Source organism: Pararhizobium sp. LjRoot235 (assembly GCF_964254145.1).
Lineage (GTDB): Bacteria > Pseudomonadota > Alphaproteobacteria > Rhizobiales > Rhizobiaceae > Pararhizobium.
The window spans coordinates 753,796-772,605 of sequence record NZ_CAXUSP020000001.1; the positions used below are offsets into that span (position 1 = coordinate 753,796).

At 61.2% G+C, this 18,810-nt stretch carries 20 protein-coding genes; 18 read left to right on the forward strand and 2 right to left on the reverse strand.

What is annotated here, in order from left to right; translation table 11 throughout:
• Positions 1-42 precede the first annotated feature (42 nt).
• Positions 43-1,023 carry a GlxA family transcriptional regulator gene (locus ACSQ2Z_RS03515; RefSeq protein ID WP_436079933.1) on the forward strand — a complete coding sequence of 327 codons (981 nt, stop codon included), beginning with the start codon at positions 43-45 and terminating at the stop codon, positions 1,021-1,023.
• Positions 1,024-1,097: 74 nt separating this feature from the next.
• Complete coding sequence (locus ACSQ2Z_RS03520) at positions 1,098-1,793, forward strand: helix-turn-helix domain-containing protein (RefSeq protein ID WP_436079934.1); 696 nt, start codon at positions 1,098-1,100, stop codon at positions 1,791-1,793.
• A gap of 19 nt (positions 1,794-1,812) precedes the next feature.
• On the opposite strand, the gene ACSQ2Z_RS03525 is transcribed toward ACSQ2Z_RS03520, so the two are convergent.
• Together ACSQ2Z_RS03525 and ACSQ2Z_RS03530 are read right to left on the reverse strand one after the other, a co-directional pair.
• The gene (locus ACSQ2Z_RS03525) at positions 1,813-2,235 is read right to left on the reverse strand and encodes a type II toxin-antitoxin system VapC family toxin (protein WP_436079935.1); all 423 of its coding nucleotides are present in this window, start codon (positions 2,233-2,235) and stop codon (positions 1,813-1,815) included.
• A 22-nt stretch (positions 2,236-2,257) separates the two neighbouring features.
• The gene (locus tag ACSQ2Z_RS03530) at positions 2,258-2,500 is read right to left on the reverse strand and encodes a type II toxin-antitoxin system prevent-host-death family antitoxin (RefSeq protein WP_037121116.1); all 243 of its coding nucleotides are present in this window, start codon (positions 2,498-2,500) and stop codon (positions 2,258-2,260) included.
• 189 nt (positions 2,501-2,689) lie between these two features.
• Between ACSQ2Z_RS03530 and ACSQ2Z_RS03535 the strand changes: the two genes are divergently transcribed.
• The 16 genes from ACSQ2Z_RS03535 (at position 2,690) to ACSQ2Z_RS03610 (ending at position 18,809) form a co-directional block, all read left to right on the forward strand.
• Entirely contained in the window at positions 2,690-3,595 is a 906-nt protein-coding gene (locus ACSQ2Z_RS03535) for a class II glutamine amidotransferase (RefSeq protein ID WP_436079936.1), read from the forward strand.
• Positions 3,596-3,633: 38 nt separating this feature from the next.
• The gene (locus ACSQ2Z_RS03540; protein WP_436082964.1) at positions 3,634-4,320 is read left to right on the forward strand and encodes a protein GlxC; all 687 of its coding nucleotides are present in this window, start codon (positions 3,634-3,636) and stop codon (positions 4,318-4,320) included.
• Between the two features lie 15 nt (positions 4,321-4,335).
• Positions 4,336-5,664: an FMN-binding glutamate synthase family protein gene (locus ACSQ2Z_RS03545; protein ID WP_436079937.1), complete on the forward strand. Its 1,329-nt coding sequence runs from the start codon at positions 4,336-4,338 to the stop codon at positions 5,662-5,664.
• A 109-nt stretch (positions 5,665-5,773) separates the two neighbouring features.
• A complete protein-coding gene (gene glnT / locus ACSQ2Z_RS03550; protein WP_436079938.1) occupies positions 5,774-7,081 on the forward strand; it encodes a type III glutamate--ammonia ligase in 1,308 nt (435 codons plus the stop codon).
• A 160-nt stretch (positions 7,082-7,241) separates the two neighbouring features.
• On the forward strand, positions 7,242-8,126 hold the full coding sequence (purU, locus tag ACSQ2Z_RS03555; protein WP_436079939.1) for a formyltetrahydrofolate deformylase: 885 nt from the start codon (positions 7,242-7,244) through the stop codon (positions 8,124-8,126).
• 387 nt (positions 8,127-8,513) lie between these two features.
• The gene (locus ACSQ2Z_RS03560; protein WP_436079940.1) at positions 8,514-9,839 is read left to right on the forward strand and encodes an ABC transporter substrate-binding protein; all 1,326 of its coding nucleotides are present in this window, start codon (positions 8,514-8,516) and stop codon (positions 9,837-9,839) included.
• A 122-nt stretch (positions 9,840-9,961) separates the two neighbouring features.
• The gene (locus ACSQ2Z_RS03565; protein ID WP_436082965.1) at positions 9,962-10,885 is read left to right on the forward strand and encodes a carbohydrate ABC transporter permease; all 924 of its coding nucleotides are present in this window, start codon (positions 9,962-9,964) and stop codon (positions 10,883-10,885) included.
• Entirely contained in the window at positions 10,882-11,835 is a 954-nt protein-coding gene (locus ACSQ2Z_RS03570) for a carbohydrate ABC transporter permease (protein WP_436079941.1), read from the forward strand. The genes ACSQ2Z_RS03565 and ACSQ2Z_RS03570 overlap by 4 nt, the downstream gene beginning before the upstream one ends.
• Complete coding sequence (locus tag ACSQ2Z_RS03575; protein WP_436079942.1) at positions 11,832-12,035, forward strand: hypothetical protein; 204 nt, start codon at positions 11,832-11,834, stop codon at positions 12,033-12,035. The genes ACSQ2Z_RS03570 and ACSQ2Z_RS03575 overlap by 4 nt, the downstream gene beginning before the upstream one ends.
• Before the next feature lie 3 nt (positions 12,036-12,038).
• Positions 12,039-13,136, forward strand: a complete 1,098-nt coding sequence (locus tag ACSQ2Z_RS03580; RefSeq protein WP_436079943.1) for an ABC transporter ATP-binding protein — start codon at positions 12,039-12,041, stop codon at positions 13,134-13,136.
• On the forward strand, positions 13,129-14,139 hold the full coding sequence (locus tag ACSQ2Z_RS03585; RefSeq protein WP_436079944.1) for an ABC transporter ATP-binding protein: 1,011 nt from the start codon (positions 13,129-13,131) through the stop codon (positions 14,137-14,139). Before ACSQ2Z_RS03580 ends, ACSQ2Z_RS03585 begins: the two co-directional genes overlap by 8 nt.
• Before the next feature lie 73 nt (positions 14,140-14,212).
• On the forward strand, positions 14,213-15,859 hold the full coding sequence (locus tag ACSQ2Z_RS03590; RefSeq protein WP_436079945.1) for a dihydroxyacetone kinase subunit DhaK: 1,647 nt from the start codon (positions 14,213-14,215) through the stop codon (positions 15,857-15,859).
• Complete coding sequence (gene dhaL, locus ACSQ2Z_RS03595; RefSeq protein WP_436079946.1) at positions 15,856-16,497, forward strand: dihydroxyacetone kinase subunit DhaL; 642 nt, start codon at positions 15,856-15,858, stop codon at positions 16,495-16,497. Before ACSQ2Z_RS03590 ends, dhaL begins: the two co-directional genes overlap by 4 nt.
• Positions 16,494-16,895, forward strand: a complete 402-nt coding sequence (dhaM, locus tag ACSQ2Z_RS03600) for a dihydroxyacetone kinase phosphoryl donor subunit DhaM (RefSeq protein ID WP_436079947.1) — start codon at positions 16,494-16,496, stop codon at positions 16,893-16,895. Before dhaL ends, dhaM begins: the two co-directional genes overlap by 4 nt.
• The gene (locus tag ACSQ2Z_RS03605) at positions 16,895-17,236 is read left to right on the forward strand and encodes an HPr family phosphocarrier protein (RefSeq protein WP_436082966.1); all 342 of its coding nucleotides are present in this window, start codon (positions 16,895-16,897) and stop codon (positions 17,234-17,236) included. The genes dhaM and ACSQ2Z_RS03605 overlap by 1 nt, the downstream gene beginning before the upstream one ends.
• Positions 17,220-18,809, forward strand: coding sequence for a putative PEP-binding protein (locus ACSQ2Z_RS03610; RefSeq protein ID WP_436079948.1), 1,590 nt, complete (start codon positions 17,220-17,222; stop codon positions 18,807-18,809). Before ACSQ2Z_RS03605 ends, ACSQ2Z_RS03610 begins: the two co-directional genes overlap by 17 nt.
• The last annotated feature ends 1 nt before the right edge of the window (position 18,810 follow it).

Here is an 18,810-nt window from a genome sequence, read left to right on the forward strand (position 1 = left end):
CGTTACTTGCAGAAAAGAGACGTATTGCGTCATAAATGGGACATGGCCACAGACGACCTCAAAAACGTGCAGAAGATCGGCTTTATCCTGGTCCCGGGGTTTGCGCTGATGTCCTATGCGTCGGCGATCGAGCCGCTGCGGGCCGCCAATCTTCTGGCTGGCAAAGAAATCTACAACCTGTCGGCTCACGCGCCGGATGGCGACATGGCGCTGTCATCGTCAGGAATTCCTGTTCCCTCGCAACCGCTTCCGAGGCGCGGTTCCGGCCTGCACACGGTCTTCGTCTGCGCCGGTGGGTCACCAGTTGAGTGGAACGTGCCTGCGGTTCTTGCCTGCCTGCGCCAGCTGACGCGTGATGGCGTTCGTATCGGTGGCATTTCCGGCGGCCCCTATCTGATGGCGGCCGCGGGCCTGCTGAGCGATCGTGATTTTACCATCCACTGGGAGCATGCGCCGGCCCTGATAGAGGCCTTCCCCGATCTTTTGCCGCGCCAGGCCCGTTATGTCCTCGACGGCAATCGCATCACCTGCGGTGGCGGCGTCGCTCCGCTCGATATGATGCACGCCCTGATCTCAGAACGCATGGGATCGGATTTCGCCCGCCGGGTCAGCGACTGGTATCTGCACACCCATGTGGAGGCTTCCAATGCGCCGCAGCGGGCGTCGATGGCCGAGCGCTACGGTGTCAACCACCCCGGCCTGCTCACCGTTCTCGAGAAGATGGAAGCGACGATCGAGGCGCCGCTCGACCGCCAGGCCATGGCCGCTTTGGCCGGAATGTCGCCGCGTCATCTGGACCGCCTGTTCTCAAGCCTCATGCAATCGTCTTTCCTGGCGGAATATCGCAAGCTCAGGCTCAACCATGCGCGGCGGCTGCTTCTGCAAAGCCCGCTTACGATTTCTGAAATCGCCTTCGCCACCGGCTTTTCCAGCGCTGGGCACTTTTCACGCAGCTATCGAGCGGCATTCGGAGAGGCGCCGCGGCGAGAACGGCAGGTCGTCCGTGGTACACCGGGGGACTAATTTCTTCGCGGTTGAGAAAATTTCACTCTCAGGATAGGCTTCTTTTCCAAAGGGCATAGTGAGGGCAAGCGAGCATGGCGAAAAAATCAGTTGAAATCGATATTGGCCGGACGACGGATGACGAACGGCCGGCGCTGAAAGCGGCTTTCTCGCAGGATCCGCATGCACTGCGCGAGCCGAAGGAAAACAACCTCGAAATCGCCATCGGCCATGAAGTCCGAGCCTTCCGCAAGAAGCTCGGCATTACCGTCACCGACCTTGCCGCCGCCACCGGTATTTCGCTCGGCATGCTGTCGAAGATCGAGAATGGCAACATCTCGCCGTCGTTGACAACGCTTCAGTCCTTGTCGCGGGCGCTGGGCGTCCCGGTGACCGCGTTTTTCCGGCGTTACGAGGAGGTGCGCAATGCCGTTTTTGTCAAAGCGGGCGAGGGCGTTGAACTGGAGCGGCGTGGCACACGCGCGGGGCATCAATATAATCTGCTCGGCCATATCGACAACAATACGGCCGGCGTCATCGTCGAGCCCTATCTGATCACGCTGACGGCTGATTCCGATACGTTCCCCGCCTTTCAGCACGAAGGCATGGAGTTTCTCTACATGCTGGAAGGCGAGGTCGTGTACCGCCACGGTGACCGGCTCTTCACCATGCAGCCCGGTGACAGCCTGTTTTTCGACGCTGATGCGCGCCATGGTCCGGAGGAGTTGGTCAAACTGCCGATCCGCTATCTTTCGATCATTTCCTATCCACAGATGCGGGGCGGAATGTAGGCAGGCAGGCCTGCGCTGCTTACAACAGCAAGGTTTCGGCGCCGAGTTCCGGCCCGGCCACAGCCAGTCGCTGATCAAGCGTGCATAGCGTGGCGCCATGTGCCATCGCTACAGCCAGATGCAGCGCGTCTCCCGCCCGCAGGTTCAACAAAAAATGATCGGCGAGCCGTGCAGCCGCACGAAAATGGAGAGTCGAGATGCTGAAAAGCACAAAGGATTCAGAGATGAGCCGATTAAGAGCAGTCAGCGACCGATTTCTCCCCTCGAGTTGCACTTGGCCTGTGCGCATTTTAAGCGAGAGCGCTGACGAAAACTCCGTAATCGTCCAGTCGCTGGTCGTTAGCTGATCGGCACTTTGCTCTGACAACCATTGTTGCATCCTCAGCGTCCTGGTCTCCTGCGTCAATGCGGCCACAAGAACTGAGGTGTCGACATAAAACATGAACTGACCTCGATCGGACGTCTTAGTACCGATCACTATCGCGCATCGCGCGTACGAAATCGCCGGCGCTTTCTTCTTGAAATGGCATCTTTTCCGTAACGGAAGCGAGCCATGCAAGATTGATAGGCTTTCTAGGGGAGGAAATCGCAGTCAACTGCGCGACTGGTTTGCCTCGCCGAAGAATCCGCACGGTTTCGCCCGCCTCCGCCTGGCTGACGAGTTCACTGAGATGGGATTTGGCATCGGCAAGATTGACGGTGTTCATTCCTTGTCTCCTGACCATTTAGTTGGTCATATAGCATTTGGCTCTACGTTATGCAATGAAACGGCTCGGGCAGCGCTGACATGCCGTGCATAAATCTTGCTTTAAAAGAAAAAAACTTTCTCCACAGTTGAAATTAGAAAAAGCAGCTGCTATCCATCTTTTCAGCAAACGAAATGAGGGATCGACTCCATGTGCGGAATTGTCGGATTGTTTTTGAAGGACAAGAGTCTGGAGCCGAAACTGGGCGCCATGCTGTCCGATATGCTGGTCATCATGACCGACCGCGGCCCTGATAGCGCCGGTATCGCAATCTACGGGGCTCCTTCCGATGGCCGCGCGAAAATCACCGTTCAATCCGCCAAGCCTGCCGTCGATTTCGCTGGCCTTGACGTTCTTCTGAAGTCCGTCGACGCTAGCGTCGCCGTGGAGCTGAAAAGCACGCATGCCGTGATCGAGGCGGATTCCACGCAGGCTGCGGCCGTGCGTTATCTGCTCGCCGAGGCGCGACCGGACGTGCGGGTCATGGGCTCGGGCGACAGCGTCGAGATCTATAAGGAAGTCGGCCTGCCGAAGGACGTGGTTGCCCGTTTCGGCATTCGCGCGATGGGCGGCACGCATGGCATCGGCCATACCCGCATGGCAACGGAGTCGGCCGTCACCACGCTCGGCGCCCATCCGTTCTCGACCGGCGCCGACCAGTGCCTGGTGCACAATGGTTCGCTCTCCAACCACAACAACCTGCGCCGCGAACTGGTTCGCGAAGGCATGACCTTCGAGACGCAGAACGATTCCGAAGTCGCCGCCGCCTATCTCACCGCCGAGATGGCCAAGGGCAAGGATCTGGGGCAGGCGCTGACCAGCGCGCTCGATGATCTCGACGGCTTCTTCACCTTCGTTGTCGGCACCAAATCGGGTTTCGGCGTGGTGCGTGATCCGATCGCCTGCAAGCCTGCGGTCATGGCCGAAACTGATCAATACATCGCCTTCGGCTCCGAATACCGCGCGCTCGTCAACCTGCCGGGCATCGAAGACGCGCGCGTCTGGGAGCCGGAGCCAGCCACCGTCTATTTCTGGGATCATGAGAAGGCAGCCTAATCGTGGATATCAGCGTAAACCGAGAAAGTCTGGAAGCGATGCGCGTGTTCGACCTTGCCACCACGCCGCTGCGTGAGTTGAACAGCGCGCTGCACGCGATCCCCCCCGGCACGAATGATACGCACTTCGAAGTCGTCAATCCGCGCGGCAGCCATGCCGTTGCCGTCGGGATAGACCAGCCCGTCAGCGTGGATGTGCGCGGCAGCGTCGGCTATTACTGCGCTGGCATGAATGACGGCGGCACGGTCACCGTTCACGGATCCGCCGGCCCCGGCGTCGGCGAGAATATGATGTCCGGAACGGTCGTCATCGAAGGCGATGCCAGCCAATATGCCGGCGCAACCGGCCGCGGCGGCCTGCTGGTCATCAAGGGCAATGCGGCCTCGCGCTGCGGCATCTCGATGAAGGGCATCGACATCGTTGTGCACGGTAATATCGGCCATATGTCGGCCTTCATGGGGCAGTCCGGCCATCTGGTCGTGCTCGGCGATGCCGGTGATGCGCTCGGGGATTCGCTTTACGAGGCCAAGCTTTTCGTGCGCGGCGAGGTCAGGAGCCTCGGCGCCGACTGCATCGAGAAGGAGCTGCGGCCCGAGCATCTGCAAAAACTTGCCGAATTGCTCGAAAAGGCCGGCGTCACAGATGTGAAGCCGACCGAGTTCAAGCGCTACGGTTCGGCCCGCAAGCTCTACAATTTCAACATCGACAACGCCGAAGCGTACTAAGGCAGGGACATAGAGATGAGCTATCACAACCCCTATACCCCGCCGCGCAAGTCCGCGACCTTCGACGATTATACGCTGGCCGAAATCCGCCGGGCGGCGGCGACCGGCATCTATGACATCCGTGGCGCCGGCACCAAGCGCAAGGTGCCGCATTTCGACGATCTGCTCTTCCTCGGCGCTTCGATCTCGCGTTATCCGCTCGAAGGCTATCGTGAAAAATGCGACACGACCGTCGTTCTCGGTTCTCGCTTCGCCAAGAAGCCGATCACGTTGAAAACGCCGATCACCATTGCCGGCATGAGTTTTGGCGCACTGTCGGGCAATGCCAAGGAAGCGCTCGGACGTGGTGCCACGATCGCCGGGACGTCGACGACCACCGGCGACGGCGGCATGACGGACGAGGAACGCAGCCACAGCCAGACGCTGGTCTATCAGTATCTTCCCTCGCGCTATGGCATGAACCCGAAGGACCTGCGCCGCGCCGATGCGATCGAAGTCGTGGTTGGCCAGGGTGCAAAGCCCGGCGGCGGCGGCATGCTGCTCGGCCAGAAGATTTCCGATCGCGTCGCCAATATGCGCAACCTGCCGAAGGGCATCGACCAGCGCTCGGCCTGCCGCCACCCCGACTGGACCGGCCCGGACGATCTGGAAATCAAGATCCTCGAACTGCGCGAAATCACCGATTGGGAAAAGCCGATCTATGTGAAAGTCGGCGGCGCGCGGCCTTATTACGACACGGCGCTTGCCGTCAAGGCCGGTGCCGATGTGGTGGTGCTCGACGGCATGCAGGGCGGGACGGCGGCAACGCAGGACGTCTTCATCGAGAATGTCGGCATGCCGACGCTCGCCTGCATTCGCCCTGCCGTTCAGGCGCTTCAGGATCTCGGCATGCACCGCAAGGTGCAACTGATCATCTCGGGCGGCGTGCGCTCGGGCGCCGATGTCGCCAAGGCGCTGGCGCTGGGCGCCGATGCGGTTGCCATCGGTACGGCGGCACTTGTTGCGATCGGTGACAACGATCCGCATTGGGAAGAGGAATACCAGAAACTCGGTACCACGGCCGGCGCCTATGACGACTGGCATGAAGGCAAGGATCCGGCCGGCATTACGACGCAGGACCCGGAACTGATGAAGCGCCTTGACCCCATCGCCGCCGGCCGCCGTCTGGCCAATTATCTCAAGGTTATGACGCTGGAAGCGCAGACCATCGCGCGTGCCTGCGGCAAGAACCATCTGCACAACCTGGAGCCGGAAGATCTCGTCGCGCTGACACTCGAGGCATCCGCCATGGCGCAGGTGCCGCTTGCCGGCACCAGCTGGATCCCGGGCAAGGGAGGGTTCTGACCCTCAATATCATTACGGGCGTCGTCTGATCTCCCAAGACTTGATGTTTCAAGCCAGGCGGCGGCCCTCTCCATGAAAAAGTGTCTGAAATAATCCAAAGGGGAACACAGTGACACTCGATCTTGCTAGCTTTGCCAAGGACCGCGGCATCAAATATTTCATGATCAGCTATACCGACCTGTTCGGCGGCCAGCGGGCCAAGCTGGTTCCGACGGAAGCGATTGCCGACATGCAGAAGGACGGTGCAGGCTTTGCCGGCTTCGCTACCTGGCTGGACCTAACCCCCGCCCATCCGGACCTCTTTGCGTTGCCGGATGCGTCCTCGGTCATCCAGCTGCCCTGGAAGAAGGACGTCGCCTGGGTGGCGGCCGATTGCGTCATGGAAGACCAGCCGGTCGAACAGGCGCCGCGCGTCGTCTTGAAAAGGCTGATCGCCGAAGCTGCCAAGGAAGGTTTGCGTGTCAAGACCGGCGTCGAACCGGAATTCTTCCTGATCTCGGCGGATGGGAGCAAGATTTCCGACGAGTTCGATACGGCCGAGAAACCCTGTTACGACCAGCAGGCCGTCATGCGCCGTTATGACGTGATCGCCGAGATCTGCGACTACATGCTCGAACTCGGATGGAAGCCCTATCAGAACGACCATGAGGATGCGAACGGCCAGTTCGAGATGAACTGGGAATATGACGATGCGCTGCAGACGGCCGACAAGCACTCCTTCTTCAAATTCATGGTGAAATCGGTCGCCGAGAAACACGGCCTTCGCGCCACCTTTATGCCGAAGCCCTTCAAGGGCCTGACCGGCAACGGCTGCCATGCCCATATTTCCGTCTGGGATCTGGAGGGCAAGACCAATGCATTTGCCGACAGGGAGATGGCGTTCGGTCTTTCGTCCAAGGGCAAGACCTTCCTCGGCGGCATCATGAAGCACGCTTCGGCGCTGGCCGCCATCACCAATCCGACGGTCAATTCCTACAAGCGCATCAACGCGCCGCGCACGATTTCCGGCGCGACCTGGGCACCGAATACGGTGACCTGGACCGGCAACAACCGCACGCACATGGTCCGCGTTCCCGGACCCGGGCGCTTCGAACTGCGTTTGCCGGATGGCGCGGTCAACCCCTATCTGCTGCAGGCGATCATCATCGCGGCCGGTCTCAACGGCATCAGGCACAATGCCGATCCGGGCCGTCACTACGATATCGACATGTACAAGGAAGGCCACACCGTCACCGATGCGCCGAAGCTGCCGCTGAACCTGCTCGATGCGCTCCGGGAATACGACAAGGACGAGGAGCTGAAAGCCACGCTCGGAAAGAGTTTCTCCAGCGCCTACCTGAAGCTCAAGCATCAGGAATGGAACACGTACACGTCCCACTTCACCGAATGGGAGCGGCAGACGACGCTCGACATCTAAGCGTCGGGCTTCTGCGAAGATCAGAAGAGACGGCATGGCCTGTTCCTGCTATCCGATGTCGCTAAACGGATGGACGGGCAGGCCAGTGCCGCGCTAGCTTCCGCTCCACAACGTTGGCCGGGAGGGCCAGCCAATACCTCGAGCCAAGAGACTGACACCGATGAAAAGCTATGTGCTGACTGTTTCCTGCAAATCCACCCGCGGCATCGTTGCGGCGATCACCGGCTATCTCGCGGAAGAAGGCTGTTACATCACCGACAGCTCGCAGTTCGACGACATGGAAACCGGCCTGTTCTTCATGCGGCTGACCTTCATCAGCCAGGAGGGGGCGTCGCTCGACAAGCTGACCGCAGGCTTCGAGGCGGTGAAGACGCGCTTCGGCATGGTCGCCGATATTCGTGACAGCGAGCACCGCATGAAGGTGCTTTTGATGGTGTCGCGCTTCGGCCACTGCCTGAACGACCTGCTCTACCGCTGGAAGATCGGCGCGCTGCCGATCGACATCGTCGGCGTCATCTCCAACCACTTCGACTACCAGAAGGTGGTCGTCAACCACGACATTCCCTTCCACCACATTCCGGTCACCAAGGCGAACAAGGCGCAGGCCGAGGCTCGCATCATGGACGTGGTCGAGCAGACCGGTACCGAACTGATCGTGCTTGCCCGCTATATGCAGATCCTGTCGGATGCGATGTGCCAGAAGATGTCGGGCCAGATCATCAACATCCACCACTCGTTCCTGCCGTCGTTCAAGGGCGCCAACCCCTACAAGCAGGCCTATGAGCGCGGTGTGAAGCTGATCGGTGCAACGGCGCACTATGTCACCGCCGATCTCGATGAAGGCCCGATCATCGAGCAGGATATCGCCCGCATCACCCATGCCCAGAGCGCGGAAGACTACGTCTCGATCGGCCGCGACGTCGAAAGTCAGGTGCTGGCCCGTGCGGTTCATGCGCATATCCACCACCGCACCTTCATCAACGGCAACCGCACCGTCGTCTTCCCGGCCAGCCCGGGTTCTTATGCTTCGGAGCGCATGGGCTGAGCCCGCACTCTTTTCGCTGATACTGCTGGAATTTCGAATCCCCGGTGGCGTGACGCCTCCGGGGATTTTTTGTTTTCGCGCGTAGCTCAACACTTTGTTCAGTCATGGCTATTGGCTTTCCTGGCGGGATTTGTCGCGGTCGTTGCATTGCAAAGCGTGCGGTGCAGCAACGATTGCCTCTTGTCATGTTTAGTAAATTGAGTATCACTAAACATATTGCTCAACACGGTTGGAGTGAGACCGGATGAGCGAAGGGCGGAGAGCCCGGTAAAACTCAAATTTGATGGCGCTGGCGCATCCTCCCACCGTGGGGACGGGCGACTGCGCAAAGGCAGTCGGAATTCCCGAAGGCGGCGTGGTGCCGGCTTCTGTATCTGGGAGGAATACATGCGGAAAATGACCAAGGCCCTGTTGGGGGCAACAACTGCGCTGACAATCTCCGCGGCTTTGCCGTCCGTCTCGCAGGCGGCGGAGCTGACCTTGTGCTGGGCGGCCTGGGATCCGGCCAATGCATTGGTGGAATTGTCCAAGGATTTCACGGCCAAGACGGGCACGGAAATGAAATTCGAGTTCGTGCCGTGGCCGAATTTCGCCGATCGCATTCTCAACGAGCTCAACTCCGGCGGCAAGCTCTGCGATCTCCTGATCGGCGACAGCCAGTGGCTCGGCGGTTCGGCCGAGAACGGATACTACGTCAAGCTCAATGATTTCTTCGACAAGGAAGGCATCAAGATGAGCGACTTCGCCGAGGCCGCCGTCAACGCCTATGCCACCTGGCCGAAGGCTACGCCGAATTACTGGGCGCTGCCGGCCATGGGCGACGCCAATGCCTGGTTCTATCGCAAGGACTGGTTCGCGAAGCCTGAATTGCAGGCGGAATTCAAGAAACAGACTGGGCGCGATCTGACGGTGCCGGCCACGTGGCCCGAACTGATCGAAACGGCGAAGTTCTTCAACGGCAAGGAGATCGACGGCAAGAAGGTCTACGGCGCGGCGATCTTCACCGAACGTGCGTCCGAAGGCATCACCATGGGTGTCACCCAGGCGCTTTATGCCAACGGCTTCAAATATGAAATGACGCCCGGCAAATACGACATGGAAGGTGCGGTCAATTCGCCGGACGCGGTCAAGGGGCTTGAGGAGTACAAGGAACTCTACAAGTGCTGCACGCCACCGGGCTACACCGACGCCTATATGGGCGAAACGCTGGACGCCTTCAAATCCGGCCAGGCGGCGATGGCGATGAACTGGTTCGCGTTCTTCCCCGGCCTCTACAAGGATGAGAACGTCGGTGGTGACAAGATCGGCTTCTTCGTCAATCCGAAGGGCACGACGGCGGCATCGACACTTGGCGGGCAGGGGATTTCGGTTGTTGCCAACACCGACAACATGGACGGCGCGCTTGCCTATATCAAATGGTTTGCACAGCCGGATGTGCAGAAGAAATGGTGGTCGCTCGGCGGTTACGCCGTGCACAACGCGGTGTTGAACGATCCTTCCTTCAAGGACAGCCAGCCGTTTGCCGCAGACTTCCTCGTCGCCATGAACCAGGTGCAGGACTTCTGGCAGGAGCCGTCCTATGCCATCCTGCTGCAGGCCATGCAGAAGCGCATGCATGACTATGTCGTGGCCGATCAGGGTACGGCGAAGGAGGCGCTCGACGGTCTGGTCAAGGACTGGACGGAAGTCTTCGAGGACGACGGGAAGCTTTGATTTCCTCCCGGTGGGGCCGTCCGGCGCGCGCCGGGCGGCCCAGTAAACGACAGCCATCCCGATCTCAGGTGAAGTCCGTGACCGACACCGATACCACCATACTGGACAAGGCGACCGAGCGCATGGTGCGCGCGACGCCGGTGCCGCTCGCTCACCGCGTGCGCGGCCTGTCAGACCGGGCGATCGCCTGGCTTTTCATCGCGCCCACCATCCTGTTGCTGCTCGCCATCAACATCTTTCCGCTGATCTGGGCGGTGCGGCTCTCCTTCACCAACTATCGTGCCAACCGGCCGACTGCGGTGGTTGAAGGCGTCGGCCTGACCAACTACCAGCGGGTTCTCAACGACCCCGACATCTGGATCGCCATGCAGACGACGGCCCATTTCGTGTTATGGACCATCCTGCTGCAGACCCTCATCGGTTTTTCGCTGGCCTATCTGATCGATCGAAAATTCAGGGGGCATGCCTTCTGGACGACTGTGATCCTGATCCCGATGATGCTGTCGCCGGCGGTGGTCGGCAATTTCTGGCGGTTCCTCTATCAGCCGCAGATCGGCCTCTTCAATTATGTCGTCTCCTACGCCACCGGCGTGCCGCCATCCTCATTCGAAATGCTCGGCTCGGTGTCGCTCGCCCCCTGGTCCATCATCGTCGTCGATACCTGGATGTGGACGCCCTATGTGATGCTGATCTGCCTGGCGGGCCTGAGATCGATCCCCGACTATATCTATGAGGCGGCCGAGGTCGATCGGGCATCCGGCTGGCGGCAATTCTGGTCGATCACCATTCCGATGGCGCTGCCCTTCATCATGCTCGCGGTGCTTTTCCGCGGCATCGAGAATTTCAAGATGTTCGACATGGTCATGCTTCTGACGGGGGGTGGGCCGGGATCAACGACAGAGGTGGCATCGATTACGCTGAAACGCGAGGCTTTCGAAAGCTGGCGGACGGGCCGCGCCTCTTCCTTTGCCATCATTCTCTTCGTCGCGGTCTTTGGCCTTGCCAATATCTACGTCAAAGCGCTGAACAGGGTAAAACAGAGATGAGCAACGCGACCTCCGCCCATTCCGTGGTCGAGCCGAGCATCACCACCAAGCGTATAGCCGGCGCCATCGTCATTCTCTACGCCGTCATCACCATGGTGCCGCTGGCCTGGATTTTCCTCACCAGCTTCAAGTCGCCGCCGGATTCCATCAGCTATCCGCCGAAAATCGTCTTCCAGCCGACGCTCGAGGGCTATTGCAACCTGTTCACGACCCGCACCCGGCAGACACCGGAATACATCCAGTCGCTCGGCCCGCCGACCTCGACTTGCGACGAGATCACCCGCAGCCGCAACATGGTGATCGCCGGTTCATCCAACTATTGGCCGCGCTTCACCAATTCGATGGTGATCGCCTTCGGCTCGACGTTCCTAGCGGTCTTTCTCGGGACGATCGCGGCCTATGGCTTTTCGCGCTTCCGGGTACCGCTGGCCGACGATCTTCTGTTCTTCATCCTCTCGACGCGGATGATGCCGCCGATCGCGGTCGCGATCCCGATCTATCTGATGTACCGCGAGCTCGGCCTGTCCGACACCGCGCTCGGCATGATCCTGCTCTATACGGCTGTCAACGTCTCGCTTTCCGTCTGGCTGCTCAAGGGCTTCATCGATGAAATCCCGCGGGAATACGAGGAGGCGGCGATGATCGATGGCTACACCCGTCTTCAGGCCTTCCGCAAGGTGGTACTGCCGCAGGCGACGACAGGCATTGCCGCCACCGCGATCTTCTGCCTGATCTTCGCCTGGAACGAATATGCCTTCGCGGTGCTTCTGACCTCGGGTTCGGCGCAGACCGCGCCGCCCTTCATCCCGACGATCATCGGCGAAGGAGGGATGGACTGGCCGGCCGTTGCCGCCGGAACGACGATCTTCCTCGTGCCGATCCTCGTCTTCACCATTCTTCTGCGCAAGCAACTGCTGCGCGGCATCACCTTCGGAGCGGTGCGGAAATGACCATTGACACGACACATCCCCGCAAGAAACGCCCCTTTTTCTTTCGGCGCGGCCCGATGGAAAATATCGCGACGGCGCTGATCGCCGTGGGCTTCCTGATGCTGTTCCAGCCATTCGCACTGGCGCTCTACACCTATTCGCTGGTGACGCTGCTCGCAGGCACCGTAATGTTCATGATCGTCTCGAAGTTTCCGGAGTGAACCATGGCAGAGATCCGGATCGAAAACCTGCGCAAGCAATTCGCCGATTTCGTCGCCGTGGAGGATTCGAGCTTCACCGTCGGTGACGGCGAATTCCTGGCGCTGCTCGGGCCATCGGGTTGCGGCAAGACGACGACGCTCAGAATGATCGCCGGCCTGGAACTGCCGACCAGCGGCAGGATCTTTCTTGACGGCGAAGACGTGACGTTCAACCGCGCAAGCGCCCGCGACATCGCCTTCGTCTTCCAGCTCTTTGCCCTTTATCCACATCTGAACGTACGCAAGAACATCGGCTTTCCGCTGCTGTCGCAGGGCGTTTCGAAGGCGGAGATCCGGTCGCGGGTGGAGGAGACTGCAAGGCTCCTGCAGATCAGCCATATCCTCGACCGCTCCGTTTCCGGACTTGCCGGTGGCGACCGGCAGCGTGTGGCGCTTGGGCGGGCGATCGTGCGCAGGCCGAAATGCTTCCTGATGGACGAGCCTCTCGGCACGCTTGACGCCGAATTTCGGGATGTGATGGTGCATGAGCTGCGCGAGCTGCACAACCGCATCCACGCCACCACCGTCTATGTCACCCATGATCAGCACGAGGCAATGGCGATGGCCGACAAGATTGCGGTGATGAATCACGGCATCATCGAACAGTTCGGAACGCCGCAGCAGATTTATAGCCGCCCCGCTTCAATGTATGTCGCTGATTTCATCGGATCGCCACCTATGAATTTTCTGAGGTTCACGTCCGGTTTGCAAAAGGGCAGCCGAACGGTTTCGCTGGATGGCGTCGAGATCGCGTTGCCAGAAGTGCATCAGGATATTGCCCCCGGCGAACTGGCGCTCGGCGTCCGGCCGGAGCACATCCGTTTCAGTGACAGTTCGCTTTTGCGAGGCTCGGTCTACGGTGCGGAATATCTCGGCACCAACCAGATCGTCGCCGTCGAAACCGGCAAGGGTCTCGTCAAGGCGCGCGTGCCGGCCGATAGGACGTTTCGGATCGGCGAGACCGTCGGCCTCGAACTCGACAGCGAAAAACTCTCGTTGTTCGAGTGCGCCACCGGCCGCGCCGTCAAATCATCGCTCTATGCGGAGGCCCGTCATGGCTGAGGTAACCCTCCAGAATATCGCCAAGTCGTTCGGCGAATCCAAGGCCGTGCATAACCTGACACTGACAATCCGCGACGGCGAATTCGTCGTGCTGCTCGGGCCGACCGGGGCCGGCAAGACGACGACGTTGCGGCTGATCGCGGGGCTCGAAAGGCCGGACAAGGGTCGCGTGACGATTGGCGGGCAGGATATGGCCGGTGCCGCCCCGGCTGGCCGCGACGTCGCCTTCGTCTTCCAGCAATATTCGCTTTATCCGCATCTGACGGTCTATGAAAACCTGGCATTCCCGCTGCGTTCGCCCGCCCGCCATCTTTCCACCGACGAGATCGACCGGCGCGTTCGCGACGTGGCCAAGATGGTGCGGATCGACCACAAGCTCGAAAACCGCTCGACGCGGCTGTCGGGCGGCGAGATGCAGCGGGTTGCCATCGGCCGGGCGCTGGTGCGCAAGCCGGCGATCTATTTGATGGACGAACCGCTATCGTCGCTGGATGCCAAGCTCAGGGCAGAGCTGAGGCTCGAGCTGAAACGCATCCAGAACGAGCTCGGATCGACGCTTCTCTACGTCACCCATGACCAGGTCGAGGCGATGACGATGGCCGACCGGATCGGCATCCTCAAGGACGGTGAACTCGTCCAGCTCGGCACGCCGCGCGAGATCTACAGCAATCCGGTCAACCTGCATGTGGCGGCGAGGCTCGGGCAGCCGCACATCAACCTCATTCCGGAAGGGCTTGTCCCCGGCGGGCAACCGCCGAGGGGAACGAAGACGATCGGCGCACGCACCGAGCATCTGGAAATCGGCGCGGCAAACGGCAATGCCAATGCGCAGATCGACTGGATCGAACATCTCGGCGACCAAAGCCACCTGCATATGCGCATCGGCGGCCACAAGCTGGTAACGCTCGCCAATCCTTACGTGCCGGTCAGCCCCGGCGACAAGATCATGCTGACGTTGAAGGATCCGCTCTATTTCGGTGCCGACGGACAACGGCTTGTATAAACAAAAACGGGAGGTTGCATCGCTTGCGCCATGGCGGAAGGATGCGCAACGAGAAACGGACTGGATGGCCCCCATGAAACATTTCTTCAACCGCAGAGAAACCATCGTCACGGAGGCTCTCGACGGTCTGTTGCGGACCGCGGCGCCGGGAACGCTGGCCCGTCTCGACAGCTACCCGGACATCAAGGTGGTCGTCCGCGCCGACTGGGACAGGTCCCGCGTCGCAGTGATTTCCGGCGGCGGGGCAGGGCACGAGCCGTCCCATGCGGGTTTCGTCGGCAGGGGCATGCTGACGGCTGCCGTCTCCGGCGAAATCTTCGCCTCTCCCAGCGTCGATGCCGTTTTGACTGCGATCCGGGCGGTGACCGGCAAATCGGGCTGCCTGCTGGTCGTCAAGAATTATACCGGCGACCGTTTGAATTTCGGCCTGGCGGCGGAAAAGGCCCGGGCGGAAGGTTTCGATGTCGAGATGGTCATCGTCGCTGACGATATCGCGCTGCCGGACATCAACCAGCCGCGTGGCGTCGCGGGCACGCTCTTCGTTCACAAGATCGCCGGTCATCTGGCCGAAAGCGGCGAGAGCCTCGCCTCGGTCGCCGCCACTGCCAAGGCTGCGGCTGCCGATATCGTTTCGCTCGGCGTGTCCTATTCCTCCTGCTCCATTCCCGGACGGCCTTATGAAGATCGCCTGAGAGAGAACCAGGGGGAGCTCGGCTTGGGCATCCACGGCGAGCCGGGGGTCGAAAAGATAGCCGTCCAGCAGGCCGACGGTCTCGTCTCGATCATGACGGAACGGCTATCGGCGGCGATGAAGCCGGCCGGGAAATATGCGCTTCTCATCAACAATCTCGGTGCCGTGCCGCCGCTGGAAATGTCGCTGATCGCCAATGCGGTGCTCTCGTCGCCGTTTGCTGACCGTGTCGCGCTGGCGATCGGGCCCGGACCGCTGATGACCGCCTTGAACATGAACGGCTTTTCCCTGTCGCTGATCGCGCTTGATCCCGTGCGCGAGACGGCGCTGCTGTCCAATGTCGCGCCGCGCGCGTGGCTGCCGGCGATCGCGCCGCTTAGTGTTGCCATCGTGCCGGCGCCGAGAGCCGAAAGTCTGGCAGAAACGGCTGTGGCGAGCCATGATGGAGGGGCCGAGCGTGTGCTTGCCGCCATCTGCGACCGGCTGATTTCTCTTGAGCCGGAGTTGAACCGGCTGGACGCCAAGGCGGGCGATGGTGACACCGGATCGACGGTCGCCACCGGTGCCCGCAGCATTCTGGCGCAGACGGGAGGCCTGCCCCTTGCCGACAGGGCAACGCTTTTCTCTGTCATCGGCGATACGCTTTCGACTGCGATGGGTGGTTCGAGTGGCGTCCTCCTGTCGATCTTCTTTACTGCGGCGGGCAGGGCGAGTGGGGACGGGGGGAGCCTTGTCGTGTCCCTGCTCGCCGGGCTCGAGCGGATGACCTTCTACGGCGGCGCCCATCCTGGCGATCGCACCATGGTCGATGCGCTGTCTCCGGCGCTTCACGCAATGGCAGTGGGCGGCGTCCGTGCCGCCGCCGATGCGGCGCGCAAGGGCGCCGAAGCGACCAAGGCGATGCGCAAGGCGAATGCCGGCCGATCCGCCTATATCGGCGAGAGCGATCTCGATGGGGTGATGGACCCCGGCGCGCATGCCGTGGCCGAGGCTTTTGCGGCCGTCGCCGGTATCCTGGAGCCCGCATGATCCTTGCGCGCGAGCCGAAGTCTGCCATCGATCAAGCGGCCCAGATTTGCCGCGTGATCGAGGCGTGCCGGAACGCGATCGCGGCACAGGAAGCCCATCTCTGCGGCCTCGATCGCGCGATCGGTGATGGCGATCATGGCACCAATATGCGGCGTGGGCTGGAAGCCTTGGCCGCCGAACGGCAGCAACTCGCCGCGATGCCGGTTCCCGAAGCGATGATCGCTGCCGGGACGATCCTGGTGATGAGCATCGGCGGCGCGGCCGGACCGCTCTATGGCACGCTGCTCTTGGAGATCGGCAAGGGCCTGGCCGCCGAGCCGGCGCAAGCGAAATTTCCAGATGTCTTTCAACAGGCCGTGGCCGCCGTCGCGCGCCGCGGAAAATCGCACCCGGGAGAGAAAACGCTGCTCGACGTTCTTTATCCTTTCAGCGAGGCTGTGATAAGCGACACGCCTCTCCAGCAGCTTGCCGAGAAAGCTCAGGGTTTCGCCGATATGACGATCGACATGAAGGCCATGCGCGGGCGCGCCTCGTTCCTCGGTGAGCGGTCGGTGGGGCATATGGACCCGGGTGCTGCCAGCTGCGCGCTTCTTTGTCAGGTCGTCTGCCATGAACTGGCGAAGGCAGGTGCAGCATGACAGGCAGGATCGAGAATGTCGGCATCGTGATCGTCTCCCATTCACCGCTTGTAGCAAAAGGCGCTGCCGACATGGTGCGCCAGATGGTCGGGGACAGCGTGCCGCTCGCCTGGTGCGGCGGCAATCCGGCCGGCGGGCTGGGCACCGATACGGGCGCGATCCTGAAGGCCATCGAGGAAGCCTGGTCGGAGGCCGGAGTGGCGATCTTCGTCGATCTCGGCGGCGCGGAAACCAACAGTGAAATGGCGATCGAAATGATCGGCAAGGGGCGGGCCGCACGCATCGTCATCTGCAACGCGCCGATCGTCGAAGGGGCCGTGATCGCCGCTGCAGAAGCCTCGGGCGGGGCATCGCTGGCAAAGGTGGTGGCAACAGCGCAGGAGCTTTCCCCGTCATGATGGACAAGCGCCACGGCAGCTACGGGGGAACGGGTTCGGCGGGTGGCCATGCCTCCGTCGAATTGCTGATCACCCATGGCGTCGGCTTGCACGCGCGACCCTCCGTAACCTTCACGCGGCTTGCCAGATCCTTTCCCTGCGTGATCGAGATCGAGGTCAATCGCTCCGGCCTCTGGCTCAATGCCAAAAGCATCGTCAAGGTCATGGGCGCGCGCATCCGCAAGGGATCGACACTCAGGATTAGGGCGCATGGCCTGAGGGCCGATGAGGCGATCTCGGTTCTCGAAGCGTTGTTTATCGACGATTTCGGTGAGGAAAGATCCAATGTCCGGGGCGCTTAGGCTGCAGGGCCAGGGCAATGGAAGCCAAGGGTATGCGATCGGTCCGGCGCACGTGCCTTCGGAACCCCGGAGCCCCATAGAGGGCGGCGCGTCGCCTTCGCTGGAATTCGACCTTCTCAGAAGTGCGATTGAGGAGGCGGTCAGCGCCCTCAAAGACCTGATGGTGCGAACTGATCCGCCAAGCTCGGACATCCTCGAGTTCCAGGTCGAAATGTTGCGCGATCCGGTGATCGGCGACATGGCCGCCGAGTATATCGGCGAGGGACAGAATGCGGCGCTCGCCTGGGTGACGGCTCTCGAGGAATATATCGCCGGGTTCGAGCTGTCGGAGGATGACGATATTCGGGCGCGGGCGGTCGATGTCATCGATATCCGCGATCGGGTTCTTCGTATCCTTGAAGGCAGGCCGCCCGCCAACTTTCCCAGGGGGGCGGTCTTCGCCGGCAGGGACATGGCGCCCAGTCTTTTTCTCGCCCATGACTGGAGCGGCGGCGGCGGTATTGCGCTTGCAGCCGGAAGCACCGCAAGCCATGTGGCGCTGCTTGCCCGCGCCAAAGGCGTGCCGATGGTCGTCGGTCTCGGCGGGCCTGCCATTGAGCCCGAGGCTCCGGTTCTGGTCGACGGCGGCACCGGTCTCGTCGTCGTTCATCCAAGCGGTGCCGATATCGCAATGGCGGCAATGGGAGAAAAACCGACGCCCGGGATACCCGCGCGATTTGAGCTTCCATCCGCCGATCGTCCAGCCGGCCGCTTGGAGATATTGGTCAATATCAGCGATATTGCCGAGATTCATAGCCTCGACTCGAATGTCTGCGACGGCATTGGGCTTTTGCGAACCGAGTTTCTCCTGTCGGCGGCCGCGGATCTGGCGAATGAGGAAAAGCAGTTCCAGCTCTACGTCGAAATGCTGGATTGGGCCGCTGGCAAGCCGGTCACCATCCGTCTTTTCGATCTTGGCGGTGACAAGCCGCTCGGTGGGTTTGGCGTCGAGGAGCGCAATCCGTTTCTCGGTCTGCGCGGTATCCGTCTGCTTCTGGCAATGCCGGCCATGCTGCGAATCCAGGTCCGGGCGCTTTTACGGGCTGCGGCATTGGGGCCGCTGAAGGTGCTGCTGCCGATGGTGACCTTCCCTGGCGAGGTTGATCAGACGCGGCGGATTTTCGAGGACGAAGCGGCCAGCCTTGTCCAGCGGCACATCGACGTCGGGGTTCCCGATATCGGCGTGATGGTCGAGGTTCCGGCCGCGGCGATCATGCTCGACACATTCGAATCGTCTGACTTCTTCTCGCTCGGCACCAATGACCTGGCGCAGTATCTGACGGCTTGCGCGCGTGACAACGCTTCCGTTGCCAACCTTTATGGTCAAGCAAACCCCGTCTTGTTGCGGCTGATCGCACAGACAGTAAGGATCGCGCATGACATGGACAAGCCGATCGGCATCTGTGGCGATCTGGCCGGCAACCCGGCATTGCTGCCGTCGCTGATCGCAAGCGGCATACGTCAGATTTCCGTTGCTCCATCGCAGTTGCCTGCCGTAAAGGCGGTGCTGGCGCAGGCAAGGATGGAAGGCTGAA